This is a genomic window from Staphylococcus saccharolyticus, from assembly GCF_900458815.1.
Lineage (GTDB): Bacteria > Bacillota > Bacilli > Staphylococcales > Staphylococcaceae > Staphylococcus > Staphylococcus saccharolyticus.
Genome location: NZ_UHDZ01000001.1, coordinates 1,192,207 through 1,211,899, shown reverse-complemented (window position 1 = coordinate 1,211,899; position 19,693 = coordinate 1,192,207). Strand labels below are relative to the sequence as shown.

The 19,693-nt window shown below is 31.7% G+C and carries 18 protein-coding genes and 1 pseudogene; 1 reads left to right on the top strand and 18 read right to left on the bottom strand.

What is annotated here, in order from left to right:
• Positions 1-6: 6 nt before the first annotated feature.
• The 16 genes from DYE57_RS05950 to lepA all read right to left on the bottom strand — a co-directional run bounded on the left by DYE57_RS05950 (position 7) and on the right by lepA (position 16,085).
• The gene (locus tag DYE57_RS05950; protein ID WP_115313251.1) at positions 7-351 is read right to left on the bottom strand and encodes a diacylglycerol kinase family protein; all 345 of its coding nucleotides are present in this window, start codon (positions 349-351) and stop codon (positions 7-9) included.
• Position 352: 1 nt separating this feature from the next.
• Entirely contained in the window at positions 353-820 is a 468-nt protein-coding gene (gene ybeY, locus DYE57_RS05945) for an rRNA maturation RNase YbeY (RefSeq protein WP_115313250.1), read from the bottom strand.
• Positions 821-1,768 (bottom strand): PhoH family protein, encoded by a 948-nt coding sequence (locus DYE57_RS05940; RefSeq protein ID WP_115313249.1) that lies wholly within the window; start codon positions 1,766-1,768, stop codon positions 821-823.
• A 315-nt stretch (positions 1,769-2,083) separates the two neighbouring features.
• A complete protein-coding gene (locus DYE57_RS05935) occupies positions 2,084-2,752 on the bottom strand; it encodes an iron transporter (RefSeq protein WP_115313248.1) in 669 nt (222 codons plus the stop codon).
• Between the two features lie 15 nt (positions 2,753-2,767).
• Positions 2,768-3,757 (bottom strand): flotillin-like protein FloA, encoded by a 990-nt coding sequence (floA, locus tag DYE57_RS05930; RefSeq protein ID WP_115313247.1) that lies wholly within the window; start codon positions 3,755-3,757, stop codon positions 2,768-2,770.
• A gap of 18 nt (positions 3,758-3,775) precedes the next feature.
• Positions 3,776-4,483, bottom strand: coding sequence for an NfeD family protein (locus tag DYE57_RS05925; RefSeq protein WP_115313246.1), 708 nt, complete (start codon positions 4,481-4,483; stop codon positions 3,776-3,778).
• A gap of 273 nt (positions 4,484-4,756) precedes the next feature.
• Positions 4,757-4,933 carry a 30S ribosomal protein S21 gene (gene rpsU / locus DYE57_RS05920; RefSeq protein WP_000048060.1) on the bottom strand — a complete coding sequence of 59 codons (177 nt, stop codon included), beginning with the start codon at positions 4,931-4,933 and terminating at the stop codon, positions 4,757-4,759.
• Between the two features lie 125 nt (positions 4,934-5,058).
• A complete protein-coding gene (mtaB, locus tag DYE57_RS05915; protein WP_115313245.1) occupies positions 5,059-6,405 on the bottom strand; it encodes a tRNA (N(6)-L-threonylcarbamoyladenosine(37)-C(2))-methylthiotransferase MtaB in 1,347 nt (448 codons plus the stop codon).
• Positions 6,406-6,411: 6 nt separating this feature from the next.
• Positions 6,412-7,164 (bottom strand): 16S rRNA (uracil(1498)-N(3))-methyltransferase, encoded by a 753-nt coding sequence (locus DYE57_RS05910; RefSeq protein ID WP_165417891.1) that lies wholly within the window; start codon positions 7,162-7,164, stop codon positions 6,412-6,414.
• Between the two features lies 1 nt (position 7,165).
• The gene (prmA, locus tag DYE57_RS05905; protein WP_115313243.1) at positions 7,166-8,104 is read right to left on the bottom strand and encodes a 50S ribosomal protein L11 methyltransferase; all 939 of its coding nucleotides are present in this window, start codon (positions 8,102-8,104) and stop codon (positions 7,166-7,168) included.
• Between the two features lie 3 nt (positions 8,105-8,107).
• Complete coding sequence (gene dnaJ / locus DYE57_RS05900) at positions 8,108-9,229, bottom strand: molecular chaperone DnaJ (RefSeq protein WP_115313242.1); 1,122 nt, start codon at positions 9,227-9,229, stop codon at positions 8,108-8,110.
• Between the two features lie 147 nt (positions 9,230-9,376).
• On the bottom strand, positions 9,377-11,197 hold the full coding sequence (gene dnaK, locus DYE57_RS05895; RefSeq protein WP_115313241.1) for a molecular chaperone DnaK: 1,821 nt from the start codon (positions 11,195-11,197) through the stop codon (positions 9,377-9,379).
• 54 nt (positions 11,198-11,251) lie between these two features.
• A complete protein-coding gene (gene grpE / locus DYE57_RS05890; protein WP_115313240.1) occupies positions 11,252-11,884 on the bottom strand; it encodes a nucleotide exchange factor GrpE in 633 nt (210 codons plus the stop codon).
• Between the two features lie 28 nt (positions 11,885-11,912).
• On the bottom strand, positions 11,913-12,887 hold the full coding sequence (gene hrcA, locus DYE57_RS05885) for a heat-inducible transcriptional repressor HrcA (RefSeq protein ID WP_115313239.1): 975 nt from the start codon (positions 12,885-12,887) through the stop codon (positions 11,913-11,915).
• A gap of 102 nt (positions 12,888-12,989) precedes the next feature.
• Positions 12,990-14,111, bottom strand: coding sequence for a radical SAM family heme chaperone HemW (hemW, locus tag DYE57_RS05880; RefSeq protein ID WP_115313238.1), 1,122 nt, complete (start codon positions 14,109-14,111; stop codon positions 12,990-12,992).
• A gap of 150 nt (positions 14,112-14,261) precedes the next feature.
• Positions 14,262-16,085 carry a translation elongation factor 4 gene (lepA, locus tag DYE57_RS05875; RefSeq protein ID WP_115313237.1) on the bottom strand — a complete coding sequence of 608 codons (1,824 nt, stop codon included), beginning with the start codon at positions 16,083-16,085 and terminating at the stop codon, positions 14,262-14,264.
• Positions 16,086-16,383: 298 nt separating this feature from the next.
• Here lepA and rpsT point away from each other — a divergent pair, with 298 nt between their 5' ends.
• A complete protein-coding gene (gene rpsT / locus DYE57_RS05870) occupies positions 16,384-16,635 on the top strand; it encodes a 30S ribosomal protein S20 (protein ID WP_115313236.1) in 252 nt (83 codons plus the stop codon).
• A 47-nt stretch (positions 16,636-16,682) separates the two neighbouring features.
• On the opposite strand, the gene holA is transcribed toward rpsT, so the two are convergent.
• Entirely contained in the window at positions 16,683-17,657 is a 975-nt protein-coding gene (holA, locus tag DYE57_RS05865; protein WP_115313235.1) for a DNA polymerase III subunit delta, read from the bottom strand.
• Between the two features lie 44 nt (positions 17,658-17,701).
• Positions 17,702-19,692: pseudogene (locus DYE57_RS12965) on the bottom strand (DNA internalization-related competence protein ComEC/Rec2).
• Between the last annotated feature and the right edge of the window lies 1 nt (position 19,693).

Sequence of the window (19,693 nt, the reverse complement as noted above, 5' to 3'; positions counted from 1 at the left end):
ATACTCTTAAAACAGTTCTAAAATATGTGGAACAAAGACTATTAAACCAATACATAAGGATATAACGGAGACAATAACAACGCTAAAAGCAGCAATATCTTTAGCATGCTTAGCATATACGTGATAATCTGTCGTAACTAAATCTACCACAAACTCGATAGAAGTATTAACGGCTTCAAGGCTTAATACTAAACCTATTGCTAATAAAATAAACATCCATTCGTATTTATTTAAATTAAAAATAAAACCCATTATAATAGTTATAAAACCAGCCAATATATGAAGTAAGAAATTTTGGTCTTTTTTTAAAATGGCAGTAAAGCCATCATAAGCATATTTAAATCGTCTCATATTAATCTCTTGTTAAACCGTAAGCATTCAAAATATCATCTTGGCGACCAAACATTTCTTTTTCATCTTCTTCATTCATGTGATCATATCCCAGTAAGTGTAAGAAACCGTGTAATGCTAGAAATCCTAATTCACGTTCAAATGAATGTCCATAATTCTCAGCTTGTTCTTTAGCTACATCAGTGCAAATAATAATGTCACCTAAAACCCGTGGTATATCTAATTCATTAAATTCAATATCAGGTTCATCCTCTTCTAAAGCAAAGGAAATCACATCAGTCACTTTATCTTTATCTTTGTATATTTTGTTGATATTTTGTATTTCATCTTTATCGACAAAAGTAACTGATAGTTCTGCGTCGTTATTGATATTTTCCTTCTTTTTAGCAAAGGTTAATAATGAATCGATTTGTTGATACCATTCATCTTTAACTAAGTTGGTATGGTCACTAAAATCTATGGTAAACATTTACTCAATCCCTTCATAGCGATCAATAATTTTGCTAACAAGTGGATGTCTAACAACATCGCTTTGGTCAAGTTTCATAATGATCAAACCAGTTACTCCACTCAATTTTTTTACAGCTTCTTTCAAGCCACTTTTGACACCTTTTGGTAAATCAATTTGAGTCTGATCACCTGTTACAACCATTTTTGATCCGAATCCTAATCGAGTTAAAAACATTTTCATCTGTGCGTGCGTCGTATTTTGTGCTTCATCTAAGATGACAAATGCATCATCTAAAGTTCGTCCTCTCATATAAGCGAGAGGAGCTATTTCAATAATTCCTCGCTCAATAAATCTTTGTGTCTGTTCTCTTCCTAAAACGGTATTGAGTCCATCATAGAGTGGACGTAGATATGGATCTACTTTTTCTTTCAAATCACCAGGTAGGAACCCAAGAGACTCACCAGCTTCAACTGCTGGTCTAGTTAGTACTATACGCTTAACTGATCCTTTACGTAATTGTTTAGCAGCATAAACAACCGCTAAAAAAGTTTTACCTGTACCAGCAGGACCAATCCCGAACACTAAATCATTTCTTTTCATGGCATTGACATACATACGTTGGCCCATTGTTTTCGCACGTATTGTTTTACCAAAGGCATCTTTTGTAATTTCTTCATCATATAAATCTAAAAGATGTTGAATTGTATTATTGTCTGCCATTTTCATCGCAGCCTCAACATCTTTAAGTGTAATCGTATTTCCTAATTCAATTACCTTAAGTAAATTGGTAAGAACTAATTCGGCTTTTTCAACATGCTCTAGTTTTTCACCTTTAACTGCAATTTCTTGGCCTCTAGCATGTATCACGACATCAAAGTTGTCCTCAATAGCTTTAAGATGTTCATCATTATTTCCAATTAAGGCTTGTGACTGATTAATGTCGTCAATTTGAATTATTCCTGGCATAAACGCGCTCCTTTTCAAGTTACGTTAGTTATATTATTCTTTTTACGACTATGTATCATGACTATAATAATAATGATAACTTTATCCATCTCTATTGTAGCATGTTTACTTTATTTGTTAGTAAACTAATGCTTTAATTAAAAGTAATCAACATTATTTACACTACTGTTACTTAAATTTTACTAAAATCCTTGTTTTTAGACAAATTAAAAAGAGAGTAAAACGTATTTAAGTTTGAAACTTATGAATACTAATTTTACTCTCTAACTTATACTTACTTAAAAGATTAGTGATAATAGATGAGTTCTTTAACAATTAAAGTTGTTTAGGTTTACTTAGAATTTCAGACCAAATCAAGCCATTAATTACCTCGTCATTATCATATTTAAATGTAGAATGAGTCATATTTCTTTCAACGTTTTGAGAATTAAGCAATTGCTTCAAACGATATCTTTTTGTTCTTTCAGATAAATACTCATCTTGAATGATGTCCTGAGCTTTTTTCTCTATCATCTGAAGTTGCTTTTCTTTTTCTTTATCTATTTCATTTCTTACATTTATTAAATCCCTAGATAAAGTTGTTTCAAGTTCTTTTCTTAATCTTTCAGTGTTGTCATCTCTTGTGGTAGAGGCAACTGGTTGAGGTTTATTGTTTTCATCTTTGTATGGTGTTGGATCTGGCTTAGGGTATGCTGATTTATCATGTTCTAAGGGCTTATCTTCTTTAACTTCTTTGTTTAAAGGAGGTAATGACCTTTCAAAATCTTTACGTTGCTTCTTCTCGGGTTCCCCATTTAATTCATCACTAATTTCTTTAAATGTCTTTTCTAATTGTTCAAAGAAAGCACCTTTTTTAGGTTGATTCTTATGAGGAGACTTTGGAAGAGGTTTTTGATTTTGTCTATCTTCATGACTTTTATCACGCATAGCACTAATACCTGTAATAATCACAGATATTATAAAAATTATTATACCGACATTCATAACATCACCTCATCGTTATTGGTCTGGTGATTCGTCATCGTTTTGGTCAGTGCGTTTATTAATTGCATTTCTCATGCCTGTATCTGCTTCGATATTTTTAAGGTTATAATAATCTTTAACACCGATATTGCCTGATCTAAGTGCTTCTGCCATTGCTAATGGTACTTCAGATTCGGCTTCTACTACTTTCGCTCTCATTTCTTGTACACGAGCTTTCATTTCTTGTTCAGATGCTACAGCCATTGCACGACGTTCTTCTGCCTTAGCTTGAGCGATATTTTTATCTGCCAATGCTTGCTCAGTTTGTAAATCGGCACCAATATTTTTACTAATATCAACATCAGCTATATCGATTGATAAAATTTCAAATGCTGTCCCTGAATCTAAGCCTTTACTTAACACTGTTTTAGAGATATTGTCAGGATTTTCAAGTACTTCGGTATGATGTTCACTTGAGCCAATTGTAGATACAATACCTTCGCCGACTCTGGCGATGATTGTTTCCTCTCCAGCACCACCAACCAATCTAGCTATGTTTGCACGAACAGTTATACGTGCCTTTGCTTTAACTTCGATACCATTCATTGCTACACCGGCAATAAACGGTGTTTCAATGACTTTAGGATTTACTGACATTTGTACTGCTTCAAGTACGTCTCGTCCTGCTAAATCAATAGCAGCTCCTCGTTCAAATGGTAAATCGATATCTGCACGTTGAGCAGCTATGTTAGCGTCCACGACTCTATCTACATTACCACCAGCTAGATAGTGTGATTCAAGTTGGTTAGTTGTAAGTTTTAATCCAGCTTTATGTGCTTTAATTAGTGGGGCAATTACTTTTCTAGGTGATACTCTTCTTAAACGCATACCTACTAATGTGCCAATTCCCACATGAACACCTGCAGCTAGTGCTGATATCCATAGACCTACAGGTACAAATGAGAATAAAATAAGTAATGCAACTACTATTATAACTGCAATAACTATGAAACCAATACTAAACATTAACTCGCTCCTTAATAATTATTCAATTTCTCTAACAACTACACGAGTGCCTTCAACTTCAAGTATTTTTACTTGTCTATTACGTAATACGAATGTGCCATCTGAAACAGCATCAATTCTCTTATCACCACAAGTAATAATTCCAGCTGGTCTCAAGTCGATAATTGTTTGAGCGGTTTTTCCTATGAGATGAGAGCGGTCATCATGTGAACGATATCCTGCCTCAGAGCTTGTTGAGTCTTTTAAGATAACTTTATCTAAAAACGGAATTTTTTTATTAAATAATTTCACTAATATCACCCACTCTATAATCGATAAAATCAATGCAATTGCCACACTTCCTAACATAAGTAAGATGTTATCACCTAACATGATAATGCTTAGTGTAATCAGTATCATACCTACGATACCAATGACAGCACCTATAATAAATAATTCAATGACTAATAATATTACGCCAATAGAGAATAATAGTACAGAAAGTACATTGACATCACCATTAATGAGAAATCCTAAAAATAGAAATAATAAAGCTAATAAAGCTATGATTCCCACTGTATTGATGCGTTTTGAATATAGTTGATATAAAAAACCAAGAAAGATGACACAAGTTAAAATTAAAGAAACAATAGGTTGAGTAATTATATGTGCAAGGAATTCAACCCAATTTGTTTCATTTGTGTGCTCTGTTAAAAATAACGTATGTATTAGATTTAAGTTACTCATCATTTCACCTCGCCCTCAATCTGATTATACATGAAACCGCAAGCTTCTTATAGTGTTTACGTAATATAAAAAGCATCACTGTGTAAATAAATAACTTAACCAATTTTAATTTTAATAATTTCTGATTACCATCTTTAAATTTGTATAAGCAAAGAAAATTTTATTATTAATTCAATTAATCGTATGAATGTGTACAAAATAAAAACCCTAGTTCTTTGAACTAGGGCGATATATAATTAACATTTGTGTTGAGGGAGTCAACAGAGCTATTAATTATTTGAATTTACGTTTACGTGCAGCTTCTGATTTCTTTTTACGTTTTACACTTGGTTTTTCGTAAAATTCACGTTTACGTACTTCTTGGATAGTTCCACTTTTTGATACTGAACGTTTAAATCTACGTAAAGCATCTTCTAGTGATTCATTTTTACGTACTACTGTTTTAGACATCTGTATTTCCCTCCCTCCAAATATCAACGGAACTTTATAGTCATTACATAGTAAAACTATGCATTTATTAGTATAATATAACTATATATAGTGGTCAATCAGTAAAATTTACATTTTTTAAATATTTAAATAAGCAATTCTTGTTCTGTCTGATTCGTTGCATGCTCGACAACACGAATAGCTTTCCCCTCATTTAAAGGATAATCAGCTTTTAAGATTTTAACTTTTACAATCTGTCCAATTAAAGATTCATCGCCTTCAAATTGAACTTTCATATAGTTATCAGCATACCCCATTAATGTATTAGGCGTTTCGCCTACTTCTTCAGGAATAACTTCTAAAACCTCACGCTCAAATTTAGACGCATATTCTTTAGCAAGTTGATTATTCAATGAGATGAGTTTATGAACTCGCTCGTTCTTAATTTCATCATCGATTTGGTTATCCATTCGAGCAGCTGGTGTACCAATTCTAGGAGAATAAGGGAACACATGTAATTCTGAAAAATGATGATTAACTATAAAATCATAAGTTTCATGGAACTCTTCATCTGTTTCACCAGGAAATCCAACAATAACGTCACTTGTAACAGCTAAATCTGGGAGTGCTTTGTGTAATTCCGTTAATCTCTCTGAGAAGTGTGCCATTGTATATTTACGTCTCGTTCGTTTCAATACATTATCGGAACCTGATTGTAATGGTACATGTAAATGTCTTACCACTTTATTTGATTGACTAATAACATTGATGACCTCATCTGTTAACTGACTTGCTTCAATAGACGAAATTCGAATACGCTCTAAGCCATTAATTTCATCTAAATCATGTAACAATTGAGCTAGATTGTAATTTTTTAAATCTTGTCCATAGCCACCGGTATGTATACCAGTCAAGACAATTTCTTTATAACCTGAATTTACAAGTTGAGTTGCTTGTTCTACTACTTTTTGTGGATCTCTTGAACGCATTAAGCCACGTGCCCACGGAATAATACAAAATGTGCAGAAATTATTACACCCTTCTTGTATTTTTAAAGATGCTCGTGTTCTATCAGTAAAATATGGAACTTCTAATTCTTCATAAATTCTGTTTTTCATAATATTACCTACGCCATTAATGGGTTGTCTTTCTATTTGATATTGCTCAATGTATCTTAATAACTTATGACGATCTTGAGTACCTACAACGATATCAACCCCTGGTATTTCCATGATTTCAGCTGGAGAAGTTTGAGCGTAACAACCAGTAACACAGACGACTGCATCAGGATTTTGTCTGATTGCACGTCGTATAATTTGTCGACTTTTTTTATCACCGGTATTAGTTACCGTACATGTATTAATTACAAATACATCTGCGTTTGTTTCAAAATCTACTCTATCATAATCCGCTTCCTTAAATAATTGCCAAATTGCTTCTGTTTCATAATGGTTTACTTTACAACCTAGTGTGTGAAACGCAACCGTTGACATAGTCTTTCACCCCAATAATTCTTTTTCATAACTTACTGCACTTAACGCATAAAGTGGCGCAGTTTCAGCCCTTAAAATACGTGGACCTAAGCCAACTAGCGTACTTGCTTCTTCAAATAATGCAATCTCATTTTCGGATAGTCCACCTTCAGGTCCAAAAATCATTAAAACACGATCTTGTGCTTTTAATTGTTTTAATATTTTTTTAAAACGGCTTAATTCTCCATGTTTAGCGTGTTTTTCATATGCAATAAGAACGTAGTCATAATGATTTATCATATCATAAATTTCTTTTAAATTCGACTTAAATTGAACACGAGGTATATTTAAACGATAACTTTGTTCTGAAGCCTCTTTTATAATTTTTTGCCATCTTTCTAATTTTTTGGCAACTTTAGACTCATTGAGTTTTACTACAGAGCGTTCCATACTTACCGCAATAAATTCGTTTGCACCTAATTCAGTTGCTTTTTTAATCATCCATTCATACTTATCCGCTTTAATTAATCCGCTACATATTGTTATATGTTGGGGTAATTCAGTATTAATATCTTGTTGTTCCTGTGGTTTAATTTCAATTGCTTGTTGGTTAATTGAAATAATTTTGCATTTGTAAACTTTTTCATCTAAAAATGTAACAATAATAGAATCATCCTTTGTTTGACGCATTACTTTATTTATATGATGTATATCATCTTTATTTTCAATAAAAAAGCACTGATTTTCATCAGCGCTTTGATTAATAAAGTATCTTTGCAAATTAACCACTCACTTTCTGACCAACGATGCATACCCAACCGTTGTTATGTTCGATTGAAATAACATGAAAACCAACGCGCTTCATATGTGATTCTATATCTTTGGATTTCTCTTCAATAATACCTGAAGTAATGAAATAACCCTCTTCATTTAGAGTATTATAAGCATCTTCAATCATTTCTTCAATAATATGAGCAAGAATATTTGCAATCACAATATCAAAGTTTTCATGTTCACCTTGTAATAAATTACCTGGAACTGCTTCGATTGCCTGATCACAGTGATTCTTTTTAAAGTTATCTTTAGCTACACTTACTGCCATTTCATCAATATCTAATGCTTTTATTCGTTGTACTCCAAGTAAATGGCTAGCAATACTTAATATTCCTGAACCAGTTCCAACATCAATCACGGAATGAGAAGATTTAACATAGGTTTCTATTGCTTTTAAACACATACTTGTTGTTGGATGATCGCCAGTGCCAAAAGCCATACCAGGATCAAGTTCTATACATAACTCATCCTCATTTGTTTTTTCATATGATTCCCAACTGGGTACAATGGTAAACTGCTTTGATACTCGAAATGGATGGAAATAATTTTTCCATTCATTTGCCCAATCAGATTCAGCTATTTCTTTTTCTTCAAAAGTAAATATATTTACTTTTAGTTCAACCAAATTGATAATTTCATTTTTAATTTTAGATCTTAATAGGTCGTTGTATGCGAGTTCATTAAAGTATGCTTTGAGTCTGACTCCTTGAGTTGGATAATCATTAGGATTTGATTGATAAATTTCACCAAATTTATCAGTCGGTTGTTCTATTAAGTCTTTAGAATCTTCTATAACTACACCGTTAGAACCGTTATTTTCAAGAATATCAATAGCGTCATATTCTACTTCATGATTAACTACAATCGAAAGTTCCATCCAATCCATTATTTATTCCCCTTTAAAGAATCTCTTTGCTCTATCTTTAAAATTAGATGGTTGTTCATTTATGTCTTCACCATTGATTTCAGCAAATTCTTTCATTAATTCTTTTTGTCGATCGTTCAATTTAGTTGGAGTTACAACTTTTATATTAACGAATAAATCTCCATGCCCATAACCATGAACATTTTTAATACCCTTATCTTTAAGGCGGAATTGTTTGCCAGTTTGTGTACCTGCAGGAATTGTAAGAACAACATTACTATTCAGAGTAGGTATTTTTATTTCATCACCTAAGGCTGCTTGTGAGAAACTAATATTTAAATTGTAATAAATATCATCACCATCGCGTTCGAAAGTATCAGAGGGTTGAACTCTGAAGACAACGTACAAATCACCATGCGGTCCACCATTGGTTCCTGGAGAACCCTCACCAGCTAAACGAATTTGTTGCTCATTATCTACACCTTCTGGCACAGTTACTTCTAATTTAACAGTTTTGTTTTCTGTACCTTTACCGTGACAAGTAGGACATGGTTCCTCAAATTCTTGTCCACTGCCCTCGCATTTTGGACATACTTGTTCGGTTCTCACTCTACCTAAAATGGTATTTTGTTCAACAGAAACTCGTCCAGAACCATTACAGTAACTACAAGTTTTTTTACTTGTACCTGGTTTAGCACCTTCTCCATTACATGTATGACATGTGACATCTTTTCTAATAGAAATTCCTTTTTTTGTACCAAAAACAGCTTCTTCAAAATTTACTGTCATAGTGTATTGTAAGTCATCACCTTTACGTGGGACATTTGGATCTCTTTGTCGTGAACCTCCGCCAAAGAATGAACTGAATATGTCTTCAAATCCACCGAAGTCTCCGCCACCGAAACCTTGATTGCCAAATCCACCTTGTGGTCCTTCATGTCCAAATTGATCGTAGTTAGCACGTTTATTATCATCACTTAATACTTCATACGCTTCGGAGATTTCTTTAAATTTTTCATCTGCGCCTTCTTCTTTATTAATATCAGGATGATATTTTTTCGATAATTTACGATAAGCTTTTTTGATTTCGTCTTTTGAAGCGCTTTTACTTACGCCTAAGACTTCATAATAGTCTCTTTTGGCCACAACTATCTCTCCTTTTATACGTTTAACAAGATTAGTTTATCTAATTCCTTTTAACTATCCAAATAAAAAGCCAAAGTCAATGTTCGATTGACTTTGACTTTTTTACTTAGTTATGAAGGATATCCTTCAGACTAATACGACTTAGTCTTATTTTTTATCTTCATCATCTTTAACTTCTTTGAAATCAGCATCTTCAACAGTGTTATCTTGAGAACTTTGTTCATCTTGAGCTTGTTGTTGAGCTTGTTCATAAACTTTTGCAGATAACTCTTGAACAACTTTTTCAAGTTCTTCTTTTTTAGCTTTAATATCTTCGATGTCTTCTCCTTCTAATGCAGTTTTAAGTGCATCTTTTTTCTCTTCTGCATTTTTCTTATCATCTTCGCCAATATTTTCTCCTAAATCTTTGATAGTTTTTTCAACTTGGAATACTAAGCCATCTGCTTCGTTTCGCAAGTCAACTTCTTCACGACGTTTTTTGTCAGCTTCAGCATTTTCTTCAGCATCTTTAACCATACGATCAATTTCTTCATCTGATAAAGAAGAACTTGATTGAATAGTAATGTTTTGTTCTTTATTAGTTCCTAAATCTTTTGCAGTAACATTTACAATACCATTTTTGTCGATGTCGAAAGTTACTTCGATTTGAGGTACACCACGTGGAGCTGGTGGAATGTCAGTTAATTGGAATCTGCCTAATGTTTTATTGTCAGATGCCATAGGACGTTCACCTTGTAATACGTGAATATCTACTGCTGGTTGATTATCCGCTGCTGTAGAATAAACTTGTGATTTAGAAGTTGGGATAGTTGTATTACGTTCAATAAGAGTGTTCATACGTCCACCCATGATTTCTATACCAAGTGATAAAGGAGTTACGTCTAATAAAACAACGTCTTTTACATCACCAGTGATGACGCCACCTTGGATAGCAGCACCCATAGCAACAACTTCATCAGGGTTTACACCTTTATGAGGTTCTTTACCTACTTCTTTTTTAACTGCTTCTTGTACTGCTGGAATACGAGTAGATCCACCAACAAGGATAACTTCATCAATATCAGAAGTTGATAGACCTGCGTCTTTTAATGCTTGACGAGTTGGTTCCATAGTTTTTCTTATTAATAAGTCTGATAATTCTTCAAATTTAGAACGAGTTAAACTAATTTCTAAGTGTAATGGGCCACTTTCACCAGCAGAAATGAAAGGTAATGAAATTTGAGTTTGAGACACACCTGATAAGTCTTTTTTAGCTTTTTCAGCAGCATCTTTTAATCTTTGTAAAGCCATTTTATCTTGAGATAAATCTACACCATTTTCTTTTTTGAATTCAGATACTAAATAATCAATGATAACTTGGTCAAAGTCGTCACCGCCAAGTTTATTGTCACCTGCAGTTGAAAGTACTTCAAATACTCCGTCACCTAATTCAAGAATTGATACGTCAAAAGTACCGCCACCTAAGTCAAATACAAGTACTTTTTGATTTTGTTCAGTTTTATCTAAGCCATAAGCTAACGCAGCAGCTGTAGGTTCATTAATAATACGTTCAACTTCTAAACCAGCAATTTTACCAGCGTCTTTAGTTGCTTGGCGTTCACCGTCGTTAAAATAAGCTGGAACTGTAATAACTGCTTTATCAACTGTTTCGCCTAAATAACTTTCAGCAGTACTTTTTAGATTTTGTAAAATCATAGCTGAGATTTCTTGAGGAGTATAAGATTTGCCTTCAATATCAACTTTATAGTCTGTTCCCATATGACGTTTGATAGACTGTACAGTGTTAGAGTTTGTGATGGCTTGACGTTTAGCAACTTCCCCTACTTGAGTTTCTCCATTTTTAAATGCTACAACTGATGGAGTTGTACGTGCACCTTCTGGATTTTGAATTACTTTTGGTTCATCGCCTTCTAAAATAGCTACACAAGAGTTTGTAGTACCTAAATCAATTCCAATTACTTTGCCCATAATAAAATTCCTCCAATTTTAAAATTTTAATGTAACAATGTTTTTTCAATCAAATTATTGATTTACTTTAACCATTGACGGTCTTAAAACACGATCTTTTAGTTTATAGCCTTTTTGTAATTCTTGGGTTACCTCTCCTGATTTGAAATCAGGATTATCATCTTGAACTACTGCTTGATGTAGGTTAGGATCAAATTCTTCACCTTCAGCAACTATCTCTTCAAGACCATTATCTTTGAGTGCTTTAAGTAAGCTTTCGTGCACCATTTGCACTCCTTTTTGAAGGGATTTAAATGAATCATCATCACCTTCAATTTGTAGTGCGCGCTCAATATTATCTATTGACGGTAAGATATCTGTTAAAACACTCTGCGCTTTATAAGTTTTATTAATTTGATTTTCATTCTGAATTCTACGTTTATAATTTTCAAATTCAGCATATAATCTTAAGTACTTCTCTTCATTATCATTTGCAAGTTTTTCTAACTCTTGAATCTTCTCAACTGTAGGATCTACATCCTCTTGCTCATTACTCTCTTGAGAATCTTCTTGCATATGATCTCCTTTCACTTCGTTATTATCAGCGTCCTTAACTGAATTTTGAGATTGATTAACTGTTTGAGTATCTTCTTGTTCAGCCTTAATACCATCATCAGTTTGATTCGCTGTTTGATTTTTTTCTGTCATTGTCTGACCTCCAATACAATCCTAATTACTACCATATTCGGTTAAGTAACTGAATTACATTTTGATAATGCATAGCAGTTGGTCCTATTACCGCAATTTGACCTTTGAGTGATTCATCAAAATGATATTGACTTGTCACTATAGATATATCACTTAAACTATCATCAATTTCTTTTCCTATTCGTACATTGATTTGTGATGTAGATATATCATCCAAAAGTTCCGTTATTTTGTTTAATTCTATATATTGAAGAATCGGTTGAATAGAAGAAACGTTAGATTCATTTAACGCATCAATAAGTTTAACCTTTCCACCCATATAAATGCTATTACTTTGATTAGTAATGTGAAGGTTTATCATTTCGACAATCTCTTTGACTAAAAACTTTTCATCATTTTCAATAAACGAGTCTAAACTTTGTTTTAATTCTTCGTTATTATCATTAAAATGATTCGTTAAAAAGTTGGCTATTCTGTTTAAATTGAGATTGTGGACGCTGATGCTTGAAACAAAATGAATGTTTTCAACATGTCCTGAAGAAAATACCATCACTAAAATAATCAAATGATTGTTAGCTCGAATCAAATGAATATTATTAATTATATCTTGCTTATGATTAGGGCGGACAACCAACGTTGCGTATTGAGATTTCGTTGATAGTTCATCTGCAAAATATGTCAATGCGGTTGAACTATCATAGTGATTCTCAATTAATAATTGATTTAAACGTTGAATTTTGTTTTGATTTTGATGAGATGTTTGTTCTAATAAACGATTGACATAATATCTAAAACCTAACTCAGAAGGAGTTCTTCCTGAAGAGGTATGTGTCTTTTCAATGAAATTCATCTCTTCAAGATACTTCATTTCGTTTCTTATCGTTGCTGGACTTACATCTAAATTATGACGATGAATTAATGTTTTAGAACCAATCGGTTGTCCAAAATCAACATAATCTTCAACAATTGCATTAAGGATGCTTAATTGTCTTTCTGTAATCATGTTTTCACCTCATTAGCACTCTTTTATCTCAAGTGCTAATTATAATTTATCAAAAAGGTCAAAGTAAGTCAATGTTAAAGCATTAAATTCTCAAAATTTTTATTAGTTTAGTAAGAATGCTTCAAAAACTTCGTTTCCAATCACTTTCCCACGCTTAGTCATAGCGATGTATTGGTCTTCTTTTTTCAATAAACCTCGATGGATTAAATATGTTATTGCTTGACCAAATATTTTATTTAAAGGTACATCGAATTTTTTATTAAATCTTTCGATGTTGACTCCTTTATTCATTCTTAGACCTAAAAACATTTCTTCTTCCATACGTTCTTTAACAGTTGGTTTGTTTTGAGTTAAGATAGGCTTCTTATTGTTTTTCATAGCATTAATATAATGATTAACTGGATTCAAATTGGTATATCTTACTCCATCCACATAACCACTAGCACCAGCTCCAAATCCATAATATTCTTCATTTAACCAATAGACTTTGTTATGAATTGATTCATGCCCTTGTTTGCTGAAATTAGAAATTTCATATTGATTAAAAGAAGAGTGTTCTATGCGTTTCATCAAATGTTGATACATGTGTGCTCCTAAATCCTCATTAGGCAACTTAAGATGTCCTTTTCTATACATGTTGTAGAACTGAGTTTTAGGTTCAAGAATTAATCCATAACTTGAAAGATGATCAATATCTATTTCAAGTGCTAAATCTATGCTTTCCTTAAAATCTTCTAAACTTTGGTTTGGTAAATGATACATTAAATCAAGGCTTATAGACTTTATTTCCACTTTTCGCGCGTTATCTACTGCAGCATATATATCTTCAGACGTATGTGTTCTTCCTAAAATTTTTAGTAATTCTGGTTTAAAAGTTTGAACTCCCATTGATATCCTATTGACCCCATATCGTTTTAATAGATTAACTTTTTCAAAAGTGAGTTCATCTGGATTTGCCTCGAATGAAAATTCTCCGCTTATTTTAAATGTTTGATTAATTGCTTTTAATAGTCTCTCTAATTGAACAATATTTAAAGCTGTAGGTGTACCTCCGCCTACATACATCGTTTTAAGTTCTCTGTTATTTTTTACTTGCATCTCTTGAATAAGGGTATCTAAATAATCATCTACCGGTTGTTTATCAATAAAATATTTATTGAAATCACAATAGGTACAAATTCTAACGCAAAATGGAATATGTATATATGCACTTGTAACTGTCAAAATTAAACCTCCATAATTACTAAAATCTGTATTAATTCAATTCTATAAACCAGGACATACATAAGGTGTTAAGTTTTATAAACTGATATATTTAATGGGAGTATAATTAGGGTGAGACTATACGTGTGTCTCAACCTCATTTTTAAAAATTTATTCATCATCCATTTTAAGAACTGCTAAGAAAGCATCTTGAGGAATTTCTACATTTCCGACTGCTTTCATTTTTGCTTTACCAGCCTTTTGCTTTTCTAATAATTTACGTTTACGACTTATGTCGCCACCATAACATTTAGACAACACATTTTTACCCATAGATTTAATATTAGTTCGAGCTACAATTTTTTGTCCTATTGCTGCTTGAACAGGCACTTCAAACTGTTGTCGTGGAATGAGTGTTTTTAATTTCTCGACAAGTGCCTTACCTCTCTCATAAGCAAAATCTCTATGAACTATAAAACTTAATGCATCGACTTTATCACCATTTAAAAGAATATCCATTTTTACTAAATTACTTTCCTTGTTTTCTATAAACTCATAATCAAAAGATGCGTATCCTTTAGTATTAGATTTAAGTTGGTCAAAGAAATCAAATACTACTTCAGAAAGTGGAATTTCGTATACTATATTTACTCTAATATCATCTAAATAATCCATGTTGACAAATTGTCCACGTTTACGCTGACATAACTCCATAACTGCTCCAACGTAATCATTAGGAACCATCATAGTGGCTTTAACAAATGGTTCATAGATATGATCAATTTTATCTCTCTCAGGCATTTGAGCTGGATTGTCTATAGTAACTTCATTACCGTCTTTTAAGGCACACTGATAAATAACTGATGGTGCTGTAGCAATTAATTCAATGCCAAACTCTCTCTCTATTCTTTCTTGTATTATTTCCATGTGCAACATACCTAAGAAACCTGTTCTATATCCAAATCCAAGAGCTTGGGATGATTCGGGTTCAAATTCTAGAGAGGCATCATTAAGTTGTAGCTTTTCTAAAGCCTCTCTTAAGTCATTATAATCTTTATTATCAATAGGGAATAATCCACAGTACACCATCGGATTCATTTTCTTATAACCTTTCAATGGCTTTTCAGCAGGTCTGTTTGCTAAAGTTATAGTGTCCCCTACCCTAGAGTCATCAACATTTTTGATACTCGCAATAATATATCCTACGTCGCCTACAGTTAATTCTTCAATAGGTAGTTGTTTAGGAGTATTAATACCAACTTCTGTTACTTCAAACTCTTTACCTGTTGCCATCATTTTAATTTTATCTCCTGCTTTAACAACTCCATCGATAATTCTAATAGAAGATATAACACCTCTATAAGGGTCATATTCAGAATCGAATATCAATGCTTTAAGAGGGGCATCTGGATCTCCATCCGGTGTTGGTACTACATCAACAATTTTTTCTAATATCTCCTCTATTCCAATATTAGATTTCGCACTTGCAAGAACGACATCATCTTGGTCTAAACCAATTACATCTTCTAATTCTTGCTTAACCCTTTCTGGTTCAGCGGCTGGTAAATCTATCTTATTGACAACAGGCAGTAGTTCTAAGTCGTTGTCAAGTGCTAAATAAACATTCGCAAGTGTTTGCGCTTCTATACCCTGTGCAGCATCAACTACTAAAATAGCACCTTCGCATGCTGCCAGAGAGCGTGAAACTTCGTAAGTAAAGTCTACGTGTCCAGGTGTATCTATGAGATGAAAAGTGTAAGTTTGACCATCTTTGGCTTCGTATTTTAAGCGCACTGCATTTAATTTTATTGTGATGCCACGTTCTCTCTCTAAATCCATTGAGTCTAGTAATTGGTCTTGCATTTCACGAGTTTCAACTGATTTTGTATTTTCTAATATTCTATCAGCCAATGTAGATTTCCCGTGGTCTATATGAGCAATGATAGAGAAATTTCTAATATGTTCTCTTCTATTGTAACGTTGTTGCTTATTCATAATATCCTTCTCGCTTTCATCATAATAACCCGCAGTATGTATGCATCTTTGATATAGTAACGTTTTTAAAGTTTAATTGCAAACTATCTCAAAGTTAGTAAATTTTTATTTAACAAGTTTGCTAATATAAACATTATATCTACTAAACCTGTGCTTTCCAATATTAAAGAATCTTTAATTTTATGCTCATTTGCCTTTAAATAAAAGATTGCACAAATAATCTACTTTTGATAAAATATTTCTTGTTGTAATCAAATAAAATTTGATAAGTTAAGTTCACTTTTAGGAGGTGACAGAAATGCCAAACATTAAATCTGCAGTTAAACGTGTAAGAACGACTGAAACAGCTGAAGCACGTAATATTTCCAAAAAGAATGCTATGCGTACAGCAGTTAAACGTGCAAAATCAGCTATCTCAATTGGTGCTGAAAATAAAGATGAATTATTAAGATTTGCTATCAAGCAAGTCGATAAAGCATCTCATAGCAATTTAATCCATTCAAATAAAGCTGATCGTATCAAATCACAACTTATGTCAGCTAATAAATAATTGATTATAAGATAAGATCAAGCATTGTGCTTGATCTTTTTTAGTTATTATAGCGCTAAGATAAATAAGTCTAATATCAGTTGTTTATTTATATAAGACGATTTCAGTTTGTAGTCTGTCTCAGCACATGAGTTAATAATATTTAATAAGCTGTCTAGTTCATAATGACGTGCTTGATTTAGAGCAAGTTTTACCCTATAGGGATGGGCATTAACAGTCTTTGCGATTTGCTGACCATTATACCCCTTTTGACTTAGTATTTTAGATTGATAATATAATCTATAGTTACTAGTAATTAAAGCTAACAATTTAATAGGCTCTTCTTTCATAGTAATTAAATCATTAACCAACTTAATAGCTTGCTCTTTTTTTCCTTTTTGAATATACTCGGTTAATAAGAACACATTTTGCTCTAAGCTCCTATTTATAATTAAGTTGACGTCCGCTTTATTAATAATTGATCTATCACCTATAAAAAGTATAAGTTTATCTAATTCTTGTGAAACTATATTAAAATTAATACCTGTTAATTCAACAAATAAGTCTATAGCATCACGTTTAATATCTTTAAAGTTTTCGTGTAATTTTTGTTGAATCCATTTTTTTATTTCTTCTTCGGACATTTGTTCGATTTTTTTAAGTTGTGAATTTTTCTTTAAAGTCTTTGTTAACTTTTTTCGTTCATCTAATTTATTATGGTAAACTTCAAAAACAATCAAATTATCTCCATCATATTTTTCAATAAATTCGATAAATTGATCTGGATTATGATTCAGATCTTTTGAAACTTTTTCTCCCGTAAAGACATAGGCATTTTTTACTACTATTGCCTTTTTATCCGAAAAAAACGGTAACGTAAGTATTTCTTCGATAATAGGCGTTAATTCTGTTTCGTACATATTAAATTTAACATAGTTAAAATCATCTTTATCTTGTCCTAGATAATCGTTTACAATCTCACTGCTTTTTTTCTCGACAAGTTCTGGGACTTCACCATAAATGGTTATAATATTATCACTCATACAGCCACCTTCCTCTATTAATCATACTCATAAATTATAGCATTTTACTGCGTTACTTCTCTAGCTAAAGTCTCTTGATTTAAAATATAACGATAAACTTTGAAAGAATTTTCATTTAAATTTATTTTCAGTTCACCATTGTTTTGTGTATCAAAAACTTTGCTTCCATAAGTTTTCAAACGATCGATGACGTCATAATTATGCAATCGATATTTATTATTTTTTCCACTTGAAATTAAGCTTATGGTTGGTTTAATGATTTTGATAAATTCTTTCGAACTACTTGCTCTACTTCCATGGTAACCAACTTTAAGTATATCTATTTTCGGCAGTTGATAATTATTTATTAACTTTTGTTCATTATTCACAGTCGCATCACCCATTAATTAAGAAATTTCTATTTTTATATTGAATGAGAATGATTATAGATTGCTCATTTTTATCATCACTATTATTTATATACGTATGGAAAAATTTTAATTGAGCATCGTTCACATTTAGTTGAAATATTTGCTTAACATCCATTAATTTAATGTGTTTCTCTGAACTTTGACTTTTAATTTGCATGAGAATAGAAGTTGTAAATTTATCACTATTTAAAATGATTGTTTTTATGTTAAGTGTCTCAAAAAGATAAAGTTGTTCTTCCATATGATCCGCATGAGGATGAGAAATAATTAAATAATCGATGGTAGAGATGCCTTTCTTCTTAAGACTTGGTAGAATTTTAAATTTTGCTATATTGTGGTGTTCATAATATGCCTTTCATCACCTTTTCCGTCAGTATCAATCATAATATTTTTATTATGATTGGTCTTAAATAAAATACTATCACCTTGATCAACATCAAATAAAGTAAGTTCTGCATTGTGTGGCTGTTTAAAAGAAGTAAAATTATTAAAAAAACTGGTAGGGCTATTTTTAAGACTTTATACGCCATAATAAGTAGTAAAAAAATACAAGTAACGATTAAAAATAGTAGTGAATATTCATTTAGATTAGGAATAAACCATTTGTAATGATTAAAATACAAAAATTTTGTTATGAACCAATCATGGTATTGAAAGAGAGAATCCATAATTTTATTTAACAAATAATTATGATGTTTGAAATGACAGAAAATAAAGAAAAAAATAACTGAAGGGAAAAGTATAAAACTATAATAAGGAACAAAAAAGATATTAGATAAAAAACCTATCCATTGGAATTGATTAAAGTGATAAGCACTTATAATTACAGAACTAAATTGAGATAAACAAGTAATAGTTTATGATAGTTTTAGAAAGCGTAAGATTTTTTAAGTGGAGTTGTGCTAATAAAAGGAACGTACTAATTAAAAATGAAAACTGAAAACCAATATTATAAATGAACTTTGGATTTATAATGACCATCATTATAAAGATAAAGGATAAAATATCGAGAGAAGAATTTTTATAAGTTTTCGGTAGTAGTATGAGGAGAATGGCCATAGCAATAGCTCTTAATGCGCTTGGAACAAAGCCTGTATATATGGAATAAAGTATTAAAAATAATAACTCTGATAAATATACAGTTGATGTTTGTAGATGGGATTAAATGAATTATTAAGTTGACAACTCTTATATTTAATTGTAGAGATAATCAAAGTTGGTTTATCTTTATCAAAATCAAATCTACCCTTTACTACACACGAGTAATGAGTGAGATTTTGTTTTAAATGAGGAAACATAGATTTATATATGAATCTATATTCATTTGTTTTATAATTTATGATACCAGTATAGACTTGGGATTTGTGTTCAAAACTTTTAAATGTGAGAAAATGATTAATGTATGGATGAGTTTTAATATTAATTATTTGATTATATGAGTCTTTATTATAGTGATTAATTAACATATTTGATAAAAATGGAGCAATAATAATTAATAACAAATGTGGGTATTTTAACTTTTTAATGACGTATAGAATTAAAATAACAATTGACAATGCAGTAGAGATAACTTTGAAATGTATCCAAAGTATCCCCACTAAGAAAGAGAGTACTATATAGAACATA